Origin of the sequence: Niveispirillum sp. KHB5.9, assembly GCF_048066115.1 — a bacterium.
Lineage (GTDB): Bacteria > Pseudomonadota > Alphaproteobacteria > Azospirillales > Azospirillaceae > Niveispirillum.
Genome location: NZ_JBLTYX010000024.1, coordinates 24170 through 41025, shown reverse-complemented (window position 1 = coordinate 41025; position 16856 = coordinate 24170). Strand labels below are relative to the sequence as shown.

15 protein-coding genes are annotated in these 16856 nt (G+C 62.0%); 10 read left to right on the top strand and 5 right to left on the bottom strand.

Translation table 11 applies throughout. From position 1 onward, the window contains the following. The first annotated feature begins 2 nt into the window (after positions 1-2). Genes trbK-alt through ACM9HJ_RS26725 form a run of 5 tightly spaced genes read left to right on the top strand, consistent with a single transcriptional unit; the run spans position 3 to position 4372 of the window. Entirely contained in the window at positions 3-263 is a 261-nt protein-coding gene (trbK-alt, locus tag ACM9HJ_RS26745) for a putative entry exclusion protein TrbK-alt (RefSeq protein WP_416574851.1), read from the top strand. Beyond that, on the top strand, positions 260-1525 hold the full coding sequence (gene trbL / locus ACM9HJ_RS26740; RefSeq protein WP_416574850.1) for a P-type conjugative transfer protein TrbL: 1266 nt from the start codon (positions 260-262) through the stop codon (positions 1523-1525). The genes trbK-alt and trbL overlap by 4 nt, the downstream gene beginning before the upstream one ends. Continuing rightward, positions 1525-2214 (top strand): conjugal transfer protein TrbF, encoded by a 690-nt coding sequence (gene trbF / locus ACM9HJ_RS26735; protein WP_416574880.1) that lies wholly within the window; start codon positions 1525-1527, stop codon positions 2212-2214. Before trbL ends, trbF begins: the two co-directional genes overlap by 1 nt. Next, positions 2211-3194 (top strand): P-type conjugative transfer protein TrbG, encoded by a 984-nt coding sequence (trbG, locus tag ACM9HJ_RS26730; RefSeq protein ID WP_416574849.1) that lies wholly within the window; start codon positions 2211-2213, stop codon positions 3192-3194. The genes trbF and trbG overlap by 4 nt, the downstream gene beginning before the upstream one ends. Continuing rightward, positions 3191-4372 (top strand): TrbI/VirB10 family protein, encoded by a 1182-nt coding sequence (locus tag ACM9HJ_RS26725; protein ID WP_416574848.1) that lies wholly within the window; start codon positions 3191-3193, stop codon positions 4370-4372. Before trbG ends, ACM9HJ_RS26725 begins: the two co-directional genes overlap by 4 nt. On the opposite strand, the gene ACM9HJ_RS26720 is transcribed toward ACM9HJ_RS26725, so the two are convergent. The 4 genes from ACM9HJ_RS26720 to ACM9HJ_RS26705 form a co-directional block, all read right to left on the bottom strand. Further along, a complete protein-coding gene (locus ACM9HJ_RS26720; RefSeq protein ID WP_416574847.1) occupies positions 4332-5243 on the bottom strand; it encodes a LysR family transcriptional regulator in 912 nt (303 codons plus the stop codon). The two genes, ACM9HJ_RS26725 and ACM9HJ_RS26720, sit on opposite strands and share 41 nt — an antisense overlap. A gap of 190 nt (positions 5244-5433) precedes the next feature. Further along, complete coding sequence (locus ACM9HJ_RS26715; protein WP_416574846.1) at positions 5434-8280, bottom strand: TonB-dependent receptor plug domain-containing protein; 2847 nt, start codon at positions 8278-8280, stop codon at positions 5434-5436. Between the two features lie 440 nt (positions 8281-8720). After that, positions 8721-9086: a RidA family protein gene (locus ACM9HJ_RS26710; protein ID WP_416574845.1), complete on the bottom strand. Its 366-nt coding sequence runs from the start codon at positions 9084-9086 to the stop codon at positions 8721-8723. Positions 9087-9240: 154 nt separating this feature from the next. Continuing rightward, the gene (locus ACM9HJ_RS26705; RefSeq protein WP_416574844.1) at positions 9241-10158 is read right to left on the bottom strand and encodes a LysR substrate-binding domain-containing protein; all 918 of its coding nucleotides are present in this window, start codon (positions 10156-10158) and stop codon (positions 9241-9243) included. A 93-nt stretch (positions 10159-10251) separates the two neighbouring features. Here ACM9HJ_RS26705 and ACM9HJ_RS26700 point away from each other — a divergent pair, with 93 nt between their 5' ends. From ACM9HJ_RS26700 to ACM9HJ_RS26680, 5 genes are read left to right on the top strand one after another with little or no spacing between them, the layout of a single operon-like run. Then, on the top strand, positions 10252-11379 hold the full coding sequence (locus ACM9HJ_RS26700) for an NAD(P)/FAD-dependent oxidoreductase (RefSeq protein ID WP_416574843.1): 1128 nt from the start codon (positions 10252-10254) through the stop codon (positions 11377-11379). Continuing rightward, positions 11360-11656 (top strand): (2Fe-2S)-binding protein, encoded by a 297-nt coding sequence (locus ACM9HJ_RS26695; RefSeq protein ID WP_416574842.1) that lies wholly within the window; start codon positions 11360-11362, stop codon positions 11654-11656. Before ACM9HJ_RS26700 ends, ACM9HJ_RS26695 begins: the two co-directional genes overlap by 20 nt. Next, positions 11653-13041, top strand: a complete 1389-nt coding sequence (locus ACM9HJ_RS26690; protein WP_416574841.1) for an FAD-dependent oxidoreductase — start codon at positions 11653-11655, stop codon at positions 13039-13041. Before ACM9HJ_RS26695 ends, ACM9HJ_RS26690 begins: the two co-directional genes overlap by 4 nt. Positions 13042-13081: 40 nt before the next feature. Next, positions 13082-14356: an MFS transporter gene (locus ACM9HJ_RS26685; protein ID WP_416574840.1), complete on the top strand. Its 1275-nt coding sequence runs from the start codon at positions 13082-13084 to the stop codon at positions 14354-14356. Positions 14357-14375: 19 nt separating this feature from the next. Further along, entirely contained in the window at positions 14376-15512 is a 1137-nt protein-coding gene (locus ACM9HJ_RS26680; RefSeq protein WP_416574839.1) for an enolase C-terminal domain-like protein, read from the top strand. A gap of 38 nt (positions 15513-15550) precedes the next feature. On the opposite strand, the gene ACM9HJ_RS26675 is transcribed toward ACM9HJ_RS26680, so the two are convergent. Then, on the bottom strand, positions 15551-16822 hold the full coding sequence (locus tag ACM9HJ_RS26675) for an MFS transporter (RefSeq protein WP_416574838.1): 1272 nt from the start codon (positions 16820-16822) through the stop codon (positions 15551-15553). Positions 16823-16856 lie beyond the last annotated feature (34 nt).

Genomic DNA, 16856 nt, shown 5'->3' with positions numbered 1-16856 from the left:
GGATGCGCGGGACCAGGATCGTCGCCTTGCTCTGCCTGTCCACGGCCCTGCTGATGCTGGGCGCGGTCGGGGCAGGCCTGCTGGCCCGGCGGCCGGAACCGCCGCCACCGACAGCAACGCTCGTGGCGCCGGAGGTCGCGGTCCTGCATGCCGAGTTGCGGCGCTGCCGCGAATTGGGGCTGGCGGCGGCAGAGGATGAGGGCTGCCGGGCCACCTGGGCGGAGATGCGGCGGCAGTTCATGGGCCGGGGTGATGCGCCATGAACAATACCGGCATCATCGACCATTTCCTGGCCGTCTTCACCCGCTATATCGACAGCGGCTTCGGCCTGCTGGGCGGGGAGGTCGCCTATCTCAGCTCGGCGCTGATCGTCCTCGATCTGACCCTGGCCGGGCTGTTCTGGGCCTGGGGGGCAGACGAGGACATCCTGCACCGGCTGGTACGCAAGACGCTTTCCATCGGCTTCTTCGCCTTCCTGATCGGCAATTTCAACCAGCTGGCCCGCATCCTGTTCGACAGCTTTGCGGGCCTGGGCCTGAAGGCCGGCGGCTCCACCCTGGACGCGGCAAATTTTCTGCAACCGGGAAGGCTGGCCCATGCCGGGCTGACGGCGGCGCAGCCATTGCTGGACGGGGCCGAGGCCCTGATGGGCTTCGGCAGCTTCTTCGAGAATTTCGTGCTGATCATCGTGCTGATGCTGGCCTGGCTGCTGGTGGTGGCGGCGTTCTTCCTGCTGGCCATCCAGCTCTTCGTGACGCTGATCGAGTTCAAGCTGACGACGCTGGCGGGATTCGTGCTGATCCCCTTCGCGCTGTTCGGCCGTACGGCCTTCCTGGCCGAGAAGGTGCTGGGCAATATCGTCGCCTGCGGCGTCAAGGTGCTGGTCCTGGCCGTCATCGTCGGCATCGGCTCCGGCCTGTTCGGGGAATTCGCCGTCGATTTCGCCGGCCGGCAGCCGACCATCGGCGAGGCCATGTCCATGGTGCTGGCCGCCCTGTCTCTGTTCGGGCTGGGCATCTTCGGGCCGGGCATCGCCACCGGCCTGGTGTCCGGGGCGCCGCAACTCGGGGCCGGGGCCGCCGTCGGTACCGGCCTGGCCGCCGGTGGCCTGGGTGCTGCCGCCGTCATGGGCGCCGGTGCCGGGCTGGGGGCTGTGGCGGGTGCGGGCCGCGCCGTCGGCGCCATGGCCCAAGGCGGCGCCCGTCTCGCCGGTGGCGCTCAGGCGGCCTACCGGCAGGGTGGCGTGGCCGGGGTCGGCAAGGCCGGTGCCGCCGCCGCCACATCACCGCTGCGCCAGGCGGCGACCAGGGCCGGTGCGGCCATGCGGGATAGCTTCCGGGCTGGCGGCGGCACCGCGCCGGCGTCCTCTTCCGTGCCTGCCGAACCCGGCCCGCCCGCCTGGGCGCAGGCCATGAAGCACCGGCAGACCATGGCGCATGGGGCGTCACTGGCCGCGCACAGCGTCGCCTCCGGTGATGGCGGCGGCGGCTCGGCCTCGGTTCCCCTTCAGCAGGATGACAGATGATGAACCCGTTCCGCCGTGCCAGTCCGCATTACGGCCGCACTCCGCAGCCGGAAACACCCTATCAGCGGGCAGCCCAGGTCTGGGACGAGCGCATCGGCGCCGCCCGCGTGCAGGCCCGCAACTGGCGGCTGATGGCCTTCGGCTGCCTGGGCCTCGCCATGGGGCTGGCGGGTGCGCTGGTCTGGCAGGTCTCGCGCGGCACCATCATCCCCTGGGTGGTGCAGGTGGATGGCCAGGGCGCCGCCCAGGCTGTGGGGCCGGCCGTCGCCGACTATCGCCCCACCGACGCCCAGGTTGCCTGGCACCTGGCCCGCTTCATCGAACAGGTGCGGTCGCTGCCGGCCGATGCCGTGGTGCTGCGGCAGAACTGGCTGCGCGCCTATGACTTTACCAGCGACCGCGGGGCCGCCGCCCTCAACGACCATGCCCGCGCCGACGACCCGTTCGGCCGTGTCGGCACCCAGCAGGTCGCCATCGACATCGCCAGCGTGCTGCGCGCGTCGGACGACAGTTTCCGTGTCGCCTGGACCGAGCGCCATTACCGCGATGGTGCCCTGGCCACCGCGGAACGCTGGACCGCCATCCTCACCATCACGATCCAGCCCTCCCGCGATGCCGACCGGCTGCGCCGGAACCCTTTGGGCATCTATGTCACCGCCTTCAACTGGTCGAAGGAGCTTACCCCATGATGCCGTCGACACTCCCCCTGGCGGGCTGCTTGCTGCTGGCAACAGTCCTGGCCGGTTGCGCCACGCCACCCCGCCGGCCGCCTGCCATCGCCTATGATGATGCCGTTCCGGCCGTGCCGATGGCGGAAACGGCCCGGCCCATCGAACTGGTCGAGGTGCCGACGCTCTTGCCGCTGCCCGGCCAGTTGAAGCCGGCGCCGGTGACCGCCGAACCGCCCGACACCACCAGCCGGGTGGCGCTGGCAAATGCGGCGGCCCGGGTAGAGCCGGTGCGCGACGGCTACATCAACGCCATGCAGGTCTATCCCTACAGCGAAGGCGCCCTCTACCAGCTCTACGCCGCGCCGGGACAGGTGACGGACATCGCTCTCCAGGAGAGCGAGCGTCTGGTCGGGAGCGGCCCCGTGGCGGCCGGGGACACCGTGCGCTGGATCATCGGCGACACCGAGAGCGGCAGCGGCGCGGCCAAGCGCATCCATGTCCTGGTCAAGCCGACCCGGCCCGGCCTAGTCACCAATCTTGTCATCAACACCGACCGTCGCACCTATCATCTTGAACTGCGCTCGATCGAGGAGACCTACATGGCGTCGGTCTCTTGGCTCTATCCGCAGGACCAACTCCTCGCGCTCCGCCGCCGCAACGAGGCTGCCGAGGGGGCCGAGCCCATCGCCAGCGGCATCGACGTGACGGCGCTGAACTTCCGCTACGCCATCAATGGCGACGAACCGCCCTGGCGGCCGCTGCGCGCCTATGATGATGGCCGGCAGGTCTTCATCGAATTCCCTGCCGGCATCGCCCAGGGCGAGATGCCGCCGCTGCTGGTCATCGGGCCGGAAGGACAGGGCGAGCTGGTGAACTATCGGGTACGGGGCCGGCACATGATCATCGACCGCCTGTTCGCGGCGGCGGAACTGCGGCTGGGGACGGAACCGCAGCAGGTGGTTCGCATCGCTCGCAGCGACGGGAAGCGGCCTTCATGAGCGGAGCGGCACCGATGGAACCCGTGGACCTCCGGCTGCGGCCGGCCCCGCCGCGCGTCGTCCGCCTGTCACGCCGGGTGGTGGTGCTGGCGGCCCTGGTGGCCGGGCTTACACTGGGCGCCATCCTGGTCATGACGCTGCGCGAGCGGCGTCAGGAAATCCTGCCGAACCGGCACAATATCGACAGTCACGCGACGGCGGACGGCATCGCCGGCCTGCCACGTGATTATGGTGACGCTCCCAGGCTGGGTCCGCCGCTGCCAGGCGACCTGGGCCGGCCGTTGCTCGCCCTGCAACAGGGAGTGCAGGCGGACGGAGCACCGGCGATGCCTTTGCCTGATCCGCGGCAGCAGCCGTTGATCCAGGAACAGGAGGCGGCCCGGATGAGCCGGCTGTTTGTCGGCGGCAACAGCCGGTCCCAAGAGACAACGAGGCCGGAGCAGACTGCATCAGCCATTTCCGATGGCGGCAGCGCAGCGCCGACGCAGGCACCGGACCGGCAGCAGGCCTTCCTCGACGCGCCGGTCGACCAGCAGGTTGTCAGCCGCGAACGTCTGGCCGATCCCCCATCGCCGTACTTGCTTCAGGCCGGCGCTATCATTCCAGCGGCCCTTATCACCCGTATCCGGTCCGACCTGCCGGGACAGGTCACCGCCCAGGTGACCGAGAATGTCCATGACAGCCTGACGGGCCGCCACCTGCTCATTCCCCAGGGGGCACGGCTGGTCGGGCTTTATGACAATCAGGTTGCCTTCGGTCAGAGCCGGCTGCTGCTGACCTGGACGCGCCTGATCCTGCCGGACGGTCGGTCGCTCCTGCTGGAAGGGCTTCCCGGCACTGATCCGCAGGGGCAGGCAGGACTGGGGGACGACACTGACTATCATTGGGGTGGATTGTTCAAGGCGGCCCTGCTGTCCACCCTGCTGAGCATCGGCACCGAAGCCGGCGCGGACGATGAGGAAAGCGCTCTCGTCCGGGCCCTACGCCGGGGTGGCCAGGACACCGTCAGCCAGACCGGCCAGGAGATTGTCCGCCGCCAGCTTGGCATCCAGCCTACGCTGACCATCCGGCCGGGCTTTCCGGTCAAGGTGATGGTGACCCGCGACCTTGTGCTGGAGCCCCTGATTGCGAATAGGATCAGCCGCCATTCGGCTTCCAGGGTGGATACCGTTCCTTGAGCAGTGTCAGGAAGCGCTTGCGGACCGGGTTGTCATTGGCCTCGTTCCAATAGGCGCTGCACCGGATGAGCGTCGGCCCTCTGCCATCATGAATCTCCCGGTAGACGACACCCGGCATCTGCAAGCCGGTATACGCTTCCGTCAGCAGGGTGACGCCTCTACCCATACCGACGAGTGTCAGCAGGCTCTCCAGGCTGGTATGTTGCTGGCAGATGTCCAAAGCATCGCCGGGAGAGACAACCTTGCTTTTCAGGAGGTCCAGCAGTTCGGGGCCGGGATCACGGCGGCTGATCTGAATAGTTTCGCCTTTCAGGTCCGGCCAGGAAAGCTGTGAGCGTCCGGCAAGCAGGTGCTGTTCGGGTAATGCCGCGATGATCTGCTCGGTCCATAAGGGCAGCAGGCTGCAATCGTCCATTGGCGCCTGTCCGAGCAGAAAAGCGATGTCGATTTCGTAGATCCGCAATCCTTCCGTCAATTGACGCCGGCTGCCTTCCTTGATCCCCAGTTCCATGTCGGAAAAGCGATGAAGGAACTCCAGCAATATCGACCGCAGCGGGCTGCTGGCAAAGGTGGTACAGAGCCCGACCGTCAGGCGGCCGGCTTGGCCCTTGCCGACTTTGCGAGCTCCCTCGATGACCACCGTCATGTTCCGCAACATCTGCGTTGCGGCATGAAGGAAGGCTTGGCCTGCGGGTGTCGGCTTAACACCCTTGTTCGAGCGCTCGAACAAGGTGACACCCAAATGGTTCTCCAGTTCAAGGATCGAGCGGCTGAGGGTCGATTGTTGAAGTCCCAGCGCTTCCGCTGCACGGCGAAGGCCACGATGCTCCATGGCGGCAACAGCAGCACGCAGGTGGCGGAGCTCGATCATGGCTCACTATTCCACATGGTGCCATCATATCGCCTCTCGCTACGATGCCTGCGAGCCGTAAAGATACTTCTGGTAAAATTTCTCATGGCTGAATGCTGTCTGCAGGTGCGATTAGCGAAATGGCCGCATATCGGAACATATTATTGCGCACCGCAGCCGCTGCTGAGCGGCTGCGGTGTACGGCAGCGAGTTACAACCTGAAGCGCAGTCCCGCTCGGAAGGAGCGACCGAGTACATCGTAGAGCAACGGGTTGACGCTGAGTGGCGCCGAACCAACGCTGGGACCATACGCCATTTGCGCCGGATCCTTGTTGGCGACGTTGTCGACTGCCAAGAACAGGTCAATGTCGCGCTGTATACTCACTGTGACGTTGGCGTCGAAATACAGCGCACTGGGCAATCGGTTGTTGTTAATCGTCATATTTGCGGCCGTCGAAGCCGGGCAAGCCGAGGTACACTCAATGTAGGTCGTATTGTAGACGCCCGCACTGAAGCCTCGAGCGGTGACCGAGACGGACACCGGATCATAATCGTAGCCGACTGATGCCAGATAGCGCCAATTCGGCAGCGTGTTGCGGGCCGTCCCGTTGGTACCGTTGGTACCCGCGGTATCGATGGGCGGCGTGATGCCGTCATCGGTGGTATTCTCGAGAAAGCGGGTGGCGAGGACACGCAATTTCAGATCCCCGCCGAATGCCGGGCGATGGTAGCTCGCCTCGAAGTCGAGACCGCGCGCCTTCTGCCTGGCGACGTTTACGGGCAGCACATTCACGCTGGTGATCACACCTGCCGTGTTCCGTGTGATCTGCGAGCAGAACTGAGTGTTTCCCAGGAAGCATTGATTGACCAGCGCCGCGGCCGTGACCGTTTGGATCGCGTCTTGGATTTTGATATCGTAATAGTCGACCGAGGCGGCGAAATCCGGCAGGAAACTTGGCTTCAGGACGACACCCAATCCCAAGCTGTCCGCCTTTTCCGGTTTCAGCGCCGTTGAACCCGAGGTGACTTGGAACGCGGTGGTCGATGCGTTGGCGCGGAACGGATCGACGAAAGATGTCGTTGAGCTTTGACCGGACTGGAACAATTCCGCCAGGTTAGGCGCACGGATGTCGCGGGATCGGGTGGCGCGGAAGGAGATGTCGCTGACAGGTGACCAGGTCAGGCCCGCCTTCCAGGTCGTAACATAGCCAGAGGTGCTGTAGTCGGTTGCGCGGATCGCGCCGTTGAAGTCCAGGCTCTCCAGGAACGGCAGTTCGTTCGCCAGCGGTACAACGGTTTCCAGAAAGCCTTCGGTGACATGATAGGAACCGGAACTGGCGAGAAAGTTGCCCGCGAAGTAGGAGCGCGTTGTCGACAGGGGATCATTCGAACCCGACACGGCCTCGGACCGATGCTCGATGCCGGTTGCCAGCGATACCGGGCCGGCCCAATTGGAGAAAGGCTCGCCCCGCAGGGTGCCGGCAAACACTTCCTGCGTCAGCTTGCTGCGGCCCCAGCTTGTGCCGAGCACATAGTTGCGCGCCGCATCGCTGGCCACGCCGGTACCGAAGATGTTGTAGGGGACGCAGCCATTTGTTGGGTTGGTCAGGGTCGAGCGGCAGACGATCGCCCCTGTACTCGGATTGCGGACCGCATCGATCGCCTGATTGTAGCGCGATGTGATCGTCAATAGACCGTCGGTGTAGACATTGTTGATGCTCTTCTGCCCGTAGACATCCCATTTCCAGTCACTGCCGAGCGCTGCCACATCGCCCTGGATGCCGAGCACATAGCGCTGCGACGAGCGCCGGGTGGTCGCGATGGCCGGGCCGAGATCCTGATTGAAGGTGCCCAGCGAGAAGGGCGCAGTCACGCGAGAGGCGATACTCGCCGGTATGAAGGCGTTGTCGGGCTGGATGGTAATGTTGCCGAAGTTGAACTGGGTAAGCGAGGCAACGCGTGATGTAGCGCGGTTGTAGGAGGTTTGCCCATAAATGGTGACATGATCGGTCAGATCATAGCTGATGCGACCGAAGACGCTCTGTCGATTGAGCCTGGGGTCGAGATCGCCTGATTTGGCGAAGTCGGCATACTGGTAATCGCCGCCGACCATGAAATTGCCACTGACGATCGAACCATAGTTGAATTGGGCTGGTGTGCCGCCCGGTCCGAAATAGGTGCCGCGCAGCGGACCCGAGGTGATGATGCCGCCAGGTGTCGCAGTGGCGAAGCCGGCACCGGGCAGATTGAGCAACTGGGGCTGACCATTGGTCGCGGTGTAGGCCGGATTGATGAACAGCTTGGCGCTGTTGAACCACTTTCTGTCGCCAATGCCTTTGATGCCGTCATTGTGCGCGACTTCGCCGCTGATCATGACGTGGCCGCGATCTTCGGCAAAGCGGGTGCCGGCGGACAGCGAAGCGTTGAAGTTGCGATCATCGCCATAGGTGGTGACGCCGCCCTGCACCGTTCCCTTGATACCGGTGAAATCCTTGTCGAGCACGAAATTGACAACGCCCGAGACCGCGTCCGAACCCCATCCTGCTGACGCGCCTCCGGTCACGATGTCGACGCGCTTGACCAGTGCCTGGGGCAGGGTGTTGATGTCGACCAGTCCGGTGAGGGTCGATGCTGCAACACGCTGGCCATCAAGCAGGATCAGCGTGCGGTTTGCACCGATGTTGCGCAGATTGAGCGCGTTGATGCCGATCAGACCTGCGCTGAGCGAACCGACATTGGCCTTGGGCGAGGTGCTGCCGGACAACGCCGGGAGTTCATTCACGAAATCGGCGATGTTGGCCGGTGCCTTGGCTGCAATCTCTTCGATACCGATCACCGATGTCGGCGTTGGCGCGTCGTACCCGTTGCGCTGGATACGAGTGGCCGTGACCATGATCTCCTCAAGCACAACCTCGTCGTGATCCGCATCGGCAGGCGGAGAAGCGGCCCCCTGTGCAAAGGCACCGCTACAGGACCAGAAAGCGACGATGCCGGCCGTACCGGCACTGCCAAGCAGTCCGGCACGGGAATTGAACCAGTGGTTTCCCTTTTTGGCCACATGAGCCTCCCGTTTTTATGTGTGCAATGCCTCATCGTGTGAATCCAGGCCTATCTATGTCAAAGTCGAAAAACAGGGGATCGTATTGGTGTAGCTTATACCTGGGCCAGATAATCCGCCTTGCCGTGCCAGGTGGAGGAATCCCGGGCTGAAGGGCTTTTTCATTTCCCTTCACCCGATAACAACGGCGACACGGCCCGACGAAACCTGCTCACCCACGATATTCTGCCGGCAATCCTGTCCAAGTGGAGCCAGCAGGAGCCGATCCATCATGACGAACAAATCCTCAAACACCTCAATAAGACAGGCGCATATTCAGCCGCGTGAAACAGATTTTGCGTACTTTGGTACGATATTTCAGAATACAGAAAGCCGTCCTCTGCATTCTTATTCTCGTATCTTCTGAATTATGGCTTCTGATATTTTCTCGCAGAACCAAGTTAATTCGCATCTGCGGCTGCGGCTGTCACGATAATCTCAATCAGCACATCCGGCGCGCCCATCTCACATTGACAGGTCGCTCTTGACGGCGCGTGCTCTGGATCGATCCATCCGTCCCAGATCTTGTTCATGCCGGCAAAGTCGCGCCCGATGTCCTTGAGCCATATCTGCACGGAGAGCAGACGATTCTTGTCACTGCCGCACAGTGCGAGGACTGTGTCGAGCTTGCTCAATGCTTGGGCCGTTTGGCCGCAGATGTCCTGGGTGCGATCATCAGCGACCTGACCGCCGATGAAGATTGTGCCGTTATGGACCACGGCGCGCCCACGACGTGCATTGGTGACGAAGCGGATAATGTCGTTCATGAATGATGCCTCTCGGGGATACGGGAGCGATGTACCGCTCGGAGGCGCGAGAATTAATCGTGCCGTAAAGGCTCGTCCAATAGGGATGCAGTTGCATCGCATCGGAAAGACTTATGGGTGGTCGCCACCGCAGCGGCGCAAAGAAGCGATCGGATCAGCCACCTATCCATAGTGATCGAGACACTTCAGCTGCGGCCAACTGAAGTTGCTCCGCAAAGGCATTAATGATCTTGGCATTGCGTGCGTCGGGGATGCGGCAAAGCTGGAAATAATAGAGGATTTCCGGTTCGAACCGGCGCACAGCGATACGCCCACTGCTTCCTGTGACGGACAATGGGTGAACCAGCGACACCCCAAGTCCAGCAGCGACACACTCCGTCAAAGTCGGCGCGATATTGACGATTGCCACGGTTTGCGGCTGCATTTTGTAATGTTTGAACATGTCCTGCACTCGCCGCCCGATATTGGTGTCGGGATGAAGTGTCACGAAAGGCACGTCCTGTAGATCATCCGGTCCAATGACGGATTTTGCCGTCAGGGGATGGTCTTTCGGCATGATGCAGACAAGCGGGTGCTCCATCAGCGGTTCGGTGATGACGTACGGGTTGTCGAAGCCGGCACCTACGAGACCGATGTCGAGCTTTCTAGCAACCAACCGATCCAATATCCATTGTGAACTCAACTGCTGAACCGAGCAAAAGACGTTGCCACTGCCCTTCATGAAGGCAGGCAGCGTCTGTGGAATTAATGAACTTGCCAGAGCCGGCATCACACCAATGGTGAGCACGCTCTGCTCCTCGCGCCGGATCGCGTCGAGCGCATTCTGCACTTGCCGGACACCCGCGAAGATTCGCCCAATCTCCTCGTAAAGCCTCATGCCTCGCTCGGTCGGAACCAGTCGTCCCTTGATGCGATCAAACAGCTTCAGGCCTGAATCCAATTCCAGATGGGCGATGAGTTGGCTCATTGCGGGCTGAGACATGTTCAGCAGTTCCGCGCCGCCGCTGACGGTGCCGGTTTCGATCACCGCCTTGAAAGCCTCGATCTGCCTGAGGTTGACCTCCCGCGCCATAGTATAAGCTCCACAAATAGTGTGTGCAGATTTTCCACTTGGACGAAATAGATCATGGCGGCTTACTTTCGTCAAATGCAAGGGATGGACAGGATGGACACAGAAGCGGATGTCGTTGTCATCGGTGCTGGCACGGTGGGAGCGTCAATTGGTTATGGCCTGGCGGGCCTTGGTCGGCGCGTTGCCGTCCTCGACGGCGGCGATCGTGATTTCCGGGCGGCGGTTGCCAATTTCGGACTTGTCTGGGAGCAGGGTAAGGGCGTCGATGTGCCCGGCTATCGCATCCTGACACGCGAAGCGATTACCTGCTGGCCGGAATTCTGCTCCGCATTGCAGGACGAGACCGGGATCGATCTCCACTATGATCGCACCGGCGGGCTGATGATCAGCATGAGCGAGGCCGAATTCGAGCGCAGCAGCAGGATGCAGGCCCGTCTGCGGGATCAGCTCGGTGAGGAAATGCCGCCCTGGGAGATGCTCGACCGTGCAGCACTGGAGGCGAAGCTACCGAAGGTGAAGCTCGGCAAGGACGTCATCGGGGCGTCCTTCGGCCATGATGACGGCCATGTGAACCCGCTGCGGCTTCTGGCTGCGCTTCATGCCGGGATCGTGAAGCGCGGTGGCGTGCTGCGCGGGGGTGCCACGGTTACATCGATCAGGTCGAACGGAACCGGGGGCACACTGGTCGAATATGCGGGTGGTCGTATCCTGGCGGGTCGCGTGGTGATCGCCGCCGGCCTTGGCACAAAGGCGCTCGCCGCACAGGTCGGGCTTGATATTCCGATCCGGGCGCAGCGAGGACAGATTCTGGTCACTGAGCGGATTGAACCTTTCCTGCCCTTTCCGATGAGCGGCATGCGCCAGACCCGCGAGGGTTCGGTGCTGATTGGGCTCACCCATGAGGAGGTAGGACTTGATACGGCGACGACCACGGCGGCCGCAGCGGTGCTCAGTGCCAATGCGCTCCGGCGTATTCCGGGCCTGCGCGAGGTGAAGCTGGTCCGCCAATGGGCAGGGCTGCGGGTCATGACGCCGGATGGCCACCCAATCTATGCGGAGTCGGACAGCCATCCGGGGGTGTTCGTGGCGCTCTGTCATTCGGGTATCACGCTTGCCGCCGCGCATGCCGGAATGTTTGCCCGATCCATGGCGGAGGGCCGTCTGCCCGCCGCACTCGATGTCTTTCACCATAGGCGTTTCCATGTTTCGCAAGCTGCATGAGCCTGGCTCCGGGCAATTCACAATCCAGATCGACGGCGAACCCGTTGTGGCCGAACCGGGCGAAAGCGTGGCTGCTGTGCTGATGCGCCAGGCTGAACCCTGGTCGCGCCTGTCACCGGTCGGGAAAGGCAAGCGAGCGCCCTACTGCATGATGGGGGTCTGTTTCGAATGCTTGGCAGAAGTGGACGGGATATCGTCGGTGCAGACCTGCCTGGAGCCGGTGCGCGATGGCATGCGCATCTCCCGTCAGCGCGGCGCGCGGAAGTGCATTTCGTGAGCGCCGTCGATCTCCTCATCGTTGGATCTGGCCCGGCCGGCATGGCGGCGGCGATCACGGCGCGCCGTTATGGGCTGAGCGTCACCGTCATCGACGATCAACCTGCACCGGGTGGCCAGATCTGGCGCGCGGTCGAGCGCAGCACGCGCAGCGACGACATACTCGGCCCCTCCTATGTCGAAGGACGAACAATCGTCGAAGCGTTTCGGGTGAGCGGTGCGGACTATCTGGAAGGCGCCCAGCTTTGGCAGATCGAACCGGGCTATCGCGCCTATCTCAGCCGCAAGCGCGTGGCAGAGACAATCGAGGCCAAGAGCGTGATTCTCGCCACTGGCGCACAGGAACGCCCCGCGCCCTTTCCCGGGTGGACCCTGCCTGGCGTCGTGACTGTGGGTGCCGCCCAGATCCTTCTCAAGACGGCAGCGCAGATTCCCGAGGAGCCGACTTGGATTGCGGGCTGCGGGCCGTTGCCTCTTCTTTATGCTGTCCAGTTCCTGCGTGCCGGCGGCAAACTCGCCGGCTATCTGGATACAACCCCTCCAGGGCAATGGCGGGCAGCGGTACGTCATTTGCCGCGCGCGCTCCGCGCCTGGGATGAGTTGTTGAAGGGCGCCACCTGGATGGCGAAGCTTGTCGCCAGCGGTACTCACATCGTGCGCGGCGTGGCTGATCTGGAGGCGATCGGCGACGGCAGGTTACAGCGCCTGCGATATCAAACTCGATATGGAAAGACGGTCACTGCCGATGCCGCAACGCTGCTTGTCCATGAAGGCGTCGTTCCGAACATTCACACTCCCATGGCGCTCGGCTGCGCGGTCGAGTGGAATGCGGGGCAGGATTGCTTCAGGCCGGTCGTTGATTCATGGGGCAAGACGTCTCAGCCGAACCTTTTCGTGGCGGGCGACGGCGCGGGAATCGCTGGCGCGAAGGCGGCATTGCTGCGGGGTGAACTCGCTGCGCTGCGCGTCGCGGCTGATCTGGACCGTATCGCCGAAGGAGATGTCATCGCAGCGGCGCGCCCTGTAAGGAAAAGGCTCGCGAAGGAATTGGCGGCACGTCCGTTTCTTGACGCCATGTTCAGACCGCGCCCCGCGATCTTCACGCCTGCGGACGATACGATCATCTGCCGTTGCGAGGAGATCAGCGCCGGGGAGATCAGGTCGCTCGCCAGGATCGGCCGGCCGGGACCCAATCAGATCAAGGCGGCGAGCCGCTCCGGCATGGGGCCGTGCCAGGGGCGGCAATGCGGCTACTCGGTAATGCGCATCATTAGTGAAACGCAGCAGCGTGATCCAGCCGATGTCGGCTTTTATCATATCCGGCCCCCGCTCAAGCCAGTTTCGCTCGGCGAGCTGGCCGATCTCAAGCCGTTGATCGACCAATGATGCGAAGCACCTCCCACGCTTGTACTGGAAGGATTAGAGGATGATCCGATCACATCGCTGGAGGACACGCCACACCGTCCTTTCCGTGCTGTTCATTACTGCAATCATCTCATTCATGGATCGCATGGTGATTTCGGCGGTAATCCCGTTCATCGCCAAGGACCTTGAGCTGACCGCGCTGGAGAGCGGCGTCCTGATGAGCGTGTTCTTCGCCGGTTATGCTCTCTCGCAAGTACCAGGCGGGATGCTTGCCGACCGTTTTGGCGTTCGTCGCGTCACGGCGTTGGCGATGGTGTGGTGGTCGACCTTCGCGGCGCTTACGGGGGCGGCGACAAGCCTGAGCTTCATGCTGGTTGCGCGCTTCCTTTTTGGGCTCGGCGAAGGCGTGTATCCAGCCTCGGCGTTCAAGGCGGTGGCGGTCTGGTTCCCGGCCAAGGAACGAGCGACGGCGAACGCGGTAAAACTGGCGGCCACGCCCCTCGGGGGAGCGCTGGCGCCCCTGCTGGTAGTAGCAGTCATGTCCTTCGGGACATGGCGGACGGTGTTCTATGCCCTTTTCCTGCCGGGTGTCATCGTCGCCATTTTGTTCTGGCTGCTGGTGAAGGATGATCCATCCCGGAGTCCGAAAGTGTCGCCGGAGGAACTGGCTGAAATCACGGGCGATGAGCGTCCGGCAGTGTCGACGGCCGGAACCGGCGTGGGACTTGCTGCGGCACTCCGGGAACCAGGCATCCTGCGCTACTTCCTGGTGCTCTTCACTTTCAACATCGGCAATTGGGGATTCACGGGCTGGCTCCCGACCTATCTGGTGGAGGCTCGGGGATTCTCGGCGGTGGAGATGGGAGTGTCCGCCTCGCTGCCATTCTTCGCGGCCACGGTTGGCTGCCTCTTCGGTGGATGGATGTCCGATCGTTTCTTCAGCGACAATCGCCGGATTCCAATTATCGCCACGCAACTTGCAGCCGCATTGTTCCTCTATCTGACGTTCACCGCCTCATCGGTGATCGTACTGGTGGTCTGCCAGACACTCACCGGCTTCTTTCTGAGTGTTTTCTCATCCACCTTCTGGGCGCTTCCCATCACGACGATGCCGAGGTCGCTCATGGGGGTCCTCACCGGCCTCATCAATATGGCCGGGCAGATCGCTGCCTTCCTGTCGCCGATACTGGTCGGCTTTCTTGTCGGCGCCGCCGGCGGGGATTTTGGCACCGCGTTTGCGCTCATGATCGGGTCAATCCTGATGTCCTGCGCACTGGTGTTTACTCTGCCGAGACAAAGAGACGACGACGCGGTCGCTGAACCAGTCCATCCATAATATTGAGGGAATTCCAGAAATGCCCCGGATCATCAAGGCCGATATCTTCAAGCATCGGTACGACCTGGGAGGCTATAAGCTCTCCTACGGCACGTTGACGGATGTTTTTCCTGTCCTGCTCAAGCTGACCGGTAGCGATGGCAATGTCGGCTGGGGCGAAGCCAATCCGCAGCAGCCATTTACGGAAGAGAGCGCAGATGATGTCATCCGGGTTCTGAAAGATGAATTGTTGCCGATCGTCCTGGGTGAGGAGGATCCCGAGCCCGCTCATATCGATGAACTTCTGGATCAGGTCCAGCCCGAAAAGCATCTCCTGGCCAAGGGTGCCGTCTCCATCGCGTTGCTTGACATCAAGGGCAGGAGGTTGGGGACGCCGGTCGCGAATTTACTGGGAAAAGTCATTCGCCAATCATTGCCGGTTTCGCACCCATTGAACAACGGTACGGCCGAGGACGATATCGCCGTCATCGATGCCAAGCTGAAGGAAGGCTATATCGACTTCATGCTGAAGATGGGCTCTCCATCCGCAGCCATCCCCGACGAAATCAAGCGTGTGGCGATACTTGACGAGCGTTATGGGAAGAGCGTCAGGTTCAAGGCGGATGCCAACACGGGATGGACCCGTGAACAGGCCGCCGAATTCCTGGCCGGCGTGAAGGATTCCCTTCTGTTCTTCGTCGAAGAGCCGATCGCGAAAGGCGATATCGAAGGGATGGCGGCATTGCAGAGGAGCACGCCGCTTCTGATCTCGGCTGATGAAAGCCTGACGGGCATGGCGAGTGCAAAGCGGATCATCGAGCAGGGCGCCGCAAAAGTTTTCAGCATCAAGATCACGAAAAACGGAGGCCCGCTTCGTGCGCAAGCTCTGGCCAATCTGGCCAAGGAGAACGGTATCCTCTGCTACGCCAATTCGATGGGAGAGGGAGGCATCACACAGGCGGCATCGCTGCATCTCGCGGCGACAACATCCAATCTCCTCGACATCGGCCACTCGTTCCGATCGGTACTACGTTTGACCGGCGACGTGACCAACTTCGCCTCGTTCATCAGGCATGGCATGGTTTACCTGCCGGACGGACCTGGATTGGGGATCGAAGTGGATGAGGATAAAACGAGGCAAAATGCTTTGGCTTCATACGAAGTCCTGGGCGCTTGAAATCGATCGGATCGTAGGACATCTCTCAGTTCGGTAGTTCAGTCTGCGCTGGCGGTTTCGCGAGCGATGCGGGCCGAGGTTGGAATGGAAAGCGCCACCGCGCCCACCACCAACAGGGAGACGACAAGAACACCAAACGTCAGACTGAAGTGGCCACCGGTAATCTCCAGCATATATCCGACAGCGACCGGTGAAAGGAAGCCGGCCACCTGGCCTGCCGTGTTGATGACTCCGCTCGTAACGCCCATGCGGCTTCTCGGCACGGTGCTGATCGGCAGCGCCCAGAATGACGCAAAGAAGAAGTTCAACACAAAGCCCGATAACGTCTGGTAGACCATGACCAGCGTTACCGACTGCGTCTCGTAGGTCAGATAGAGAAGAACGGCCGAAATGAGTGGCGTCAGGATGATCGGAAGGCGCCGGTTGTTTGCGAAAAAGCGATCGGAAATCCATCCGCCACCGATGCAGCCCAGCGTCCCGGCAATGAATGGCAGTGATGCCGCCATGCCCATCTGGACCATCGAGAAGCCCCGCTCCTCCACCAGATAGGTGGGCAACCAGGACGTGAAGCCCCAATAGGCAAAGTCGAATGTGAAATATATGAAGCAGAAGCGGAGGATCATCGGGTCCTTGAGCACCTCGGGCAGCCCGACCTTCGATTTGGAAATGGTGGACACCTCTTCCACGTCCGCCTCGATCTCCTGCAACTCCTGGGGGGAGACGCGTTTACTCTCCGAGGGCTTGCCGGGAATGAATATCCAGAAGATCAATGCCATCAGGATTCCCGGAAGGCAGAGGCTGAAAAAGACGGTCTGCCATCCCCCGAAGCTCATGATCCAGACCACCGCCAAAGGCGCGATTGCCGCACCCATGCGGCTGGATGAGAGCATGATGGCATTCGCGGTGCCGCGTTCCCGTTTTGGAAACCACATTGCGACTGTCTTGAAGGCGCAGGCCGGATAGACACCCTCGCCCAGGCCGAAGAGGAACCGGGTAACCAGCATGTGCGAGAAATTGGAGACGGCACCGGTAATGGCGGTGAAGACCGACCACCAGAGCATGGCAATTGTCGTGACTTTCCGCACGCCAAACCTGTCAGCCAACAGCCCGCCGGGGATTTGGGACAGCGAGTAGCTGGCGAAGAAGGCACTCATCACCATGCCGCTCTGCAGAGCGCTCAGCTGGAAATCCGCCTTGATGTAGGGGATGACCACCGACATGGCCATGCGGTCCATGAAGGAGACGATCGAGGTCGCGAAAAGGATGGCGAGGACCGTGTATCTGCTTTTCCATTGAATGGTTCTATCCATTGGTTCCTCACTGGTGATCCTGCGCGTGATGCGG

Excerpts from the sequence above, each read along its gene's own strand:
- trbK-alt (WP_416574851.1), top strand. The coding sequence starts at position 3 with ATGCGCGGGACCAGGATCGTCGCCTTGCTCTGCCTGTCCACGGCCCTG.
- trbL (WP_416574850.1), top strand. The coding sequence starts at position 260 with ATGAACAATACCGGCATCATCGACCATTTCCTGGCCGTCTTCACCCGC.
- trbF (WP_416574880.1), top strand. The coding sequence starts at position 1,525 with ATGAACCCGTTCCGCCGTGCCAGTCCGCATTACGGCCGCACTCCGCAG.
- trbG (WP_416574849.1), top strand. The coding sequence starts at position 2,211 with ATGATGCCGTCGACACTCCCCCTGGCGGGCTGCTTGCTGCTGGCAACA.
- ACM9HJ_RS26725 (WP_416574848.1), top strand. The coding sequence starts at position 3,191 with ATGAGCGGAGCGGCACCGATGGAACCCGTGGACCTCCGGCTGCGGCCG.
- ACM9HJ_RS26720 (WP_416574847.1), bottom strand. The coding sequence starts at position 5,243 with ATGATCGAGCTCCGCCACCTGCGTGCTGCTGTTGCCGCCATGGAGCAT.
- ACM9HJ_RS26710 (WP_416574845.1), bottom strand. The coding sequence starts at position 9,086 with ATGAACGACATTATCCGCTTCGTCACCAATGCACGTCGTGGGCGCGCC.
- ACM9HJ_RS26705 (WP_416574844.1), bottom strand. The coding sequence starts at position 10,158 with ATGGCGCGGGAGGTCAACCTCAGGCAGATCGAGGCTTTCAAGGCGGTG.
- ACM9HJ_RS26700 (WP_416574843.1), top strand. The coding sequence starts at position 10,252 with ATGGACACAGAAGCGGATGTCGTTGTCATCGGTGCTGGCACGGTGGGA.
- ACM9HJ_RS26695 (WP_416574842.1), top strand. The coding sequence starts at position 11,360 with ATGTTTCGCAAGCTGCATGAGCCTGGCTCCGGGCAATTCACAATCCAG.
- ACM9HJ_RS26685 (WP_416574840.1), top strand. The coding sequence starts at position 13,082 with ATGATCCGATCACATCGCTGGAGGACACGCCACACCGTCCTTTCCGTG.
- ACM9HJ_RS26680 (WP_416574839.1), top strand. The coding sequence starts at position 14,376 with ATGCCCCGGATCATCAAGGCCGATATCTTCAAGCATCGGTACGACCTG.
- ACM9HJ_RS26675 (WP_416574838.1), bottom strand. The coding sequence starts at position 16,822 with ATGGATAGAACCATTCAATGGAAAAGCAGATACACGGTCCTCGCCATC.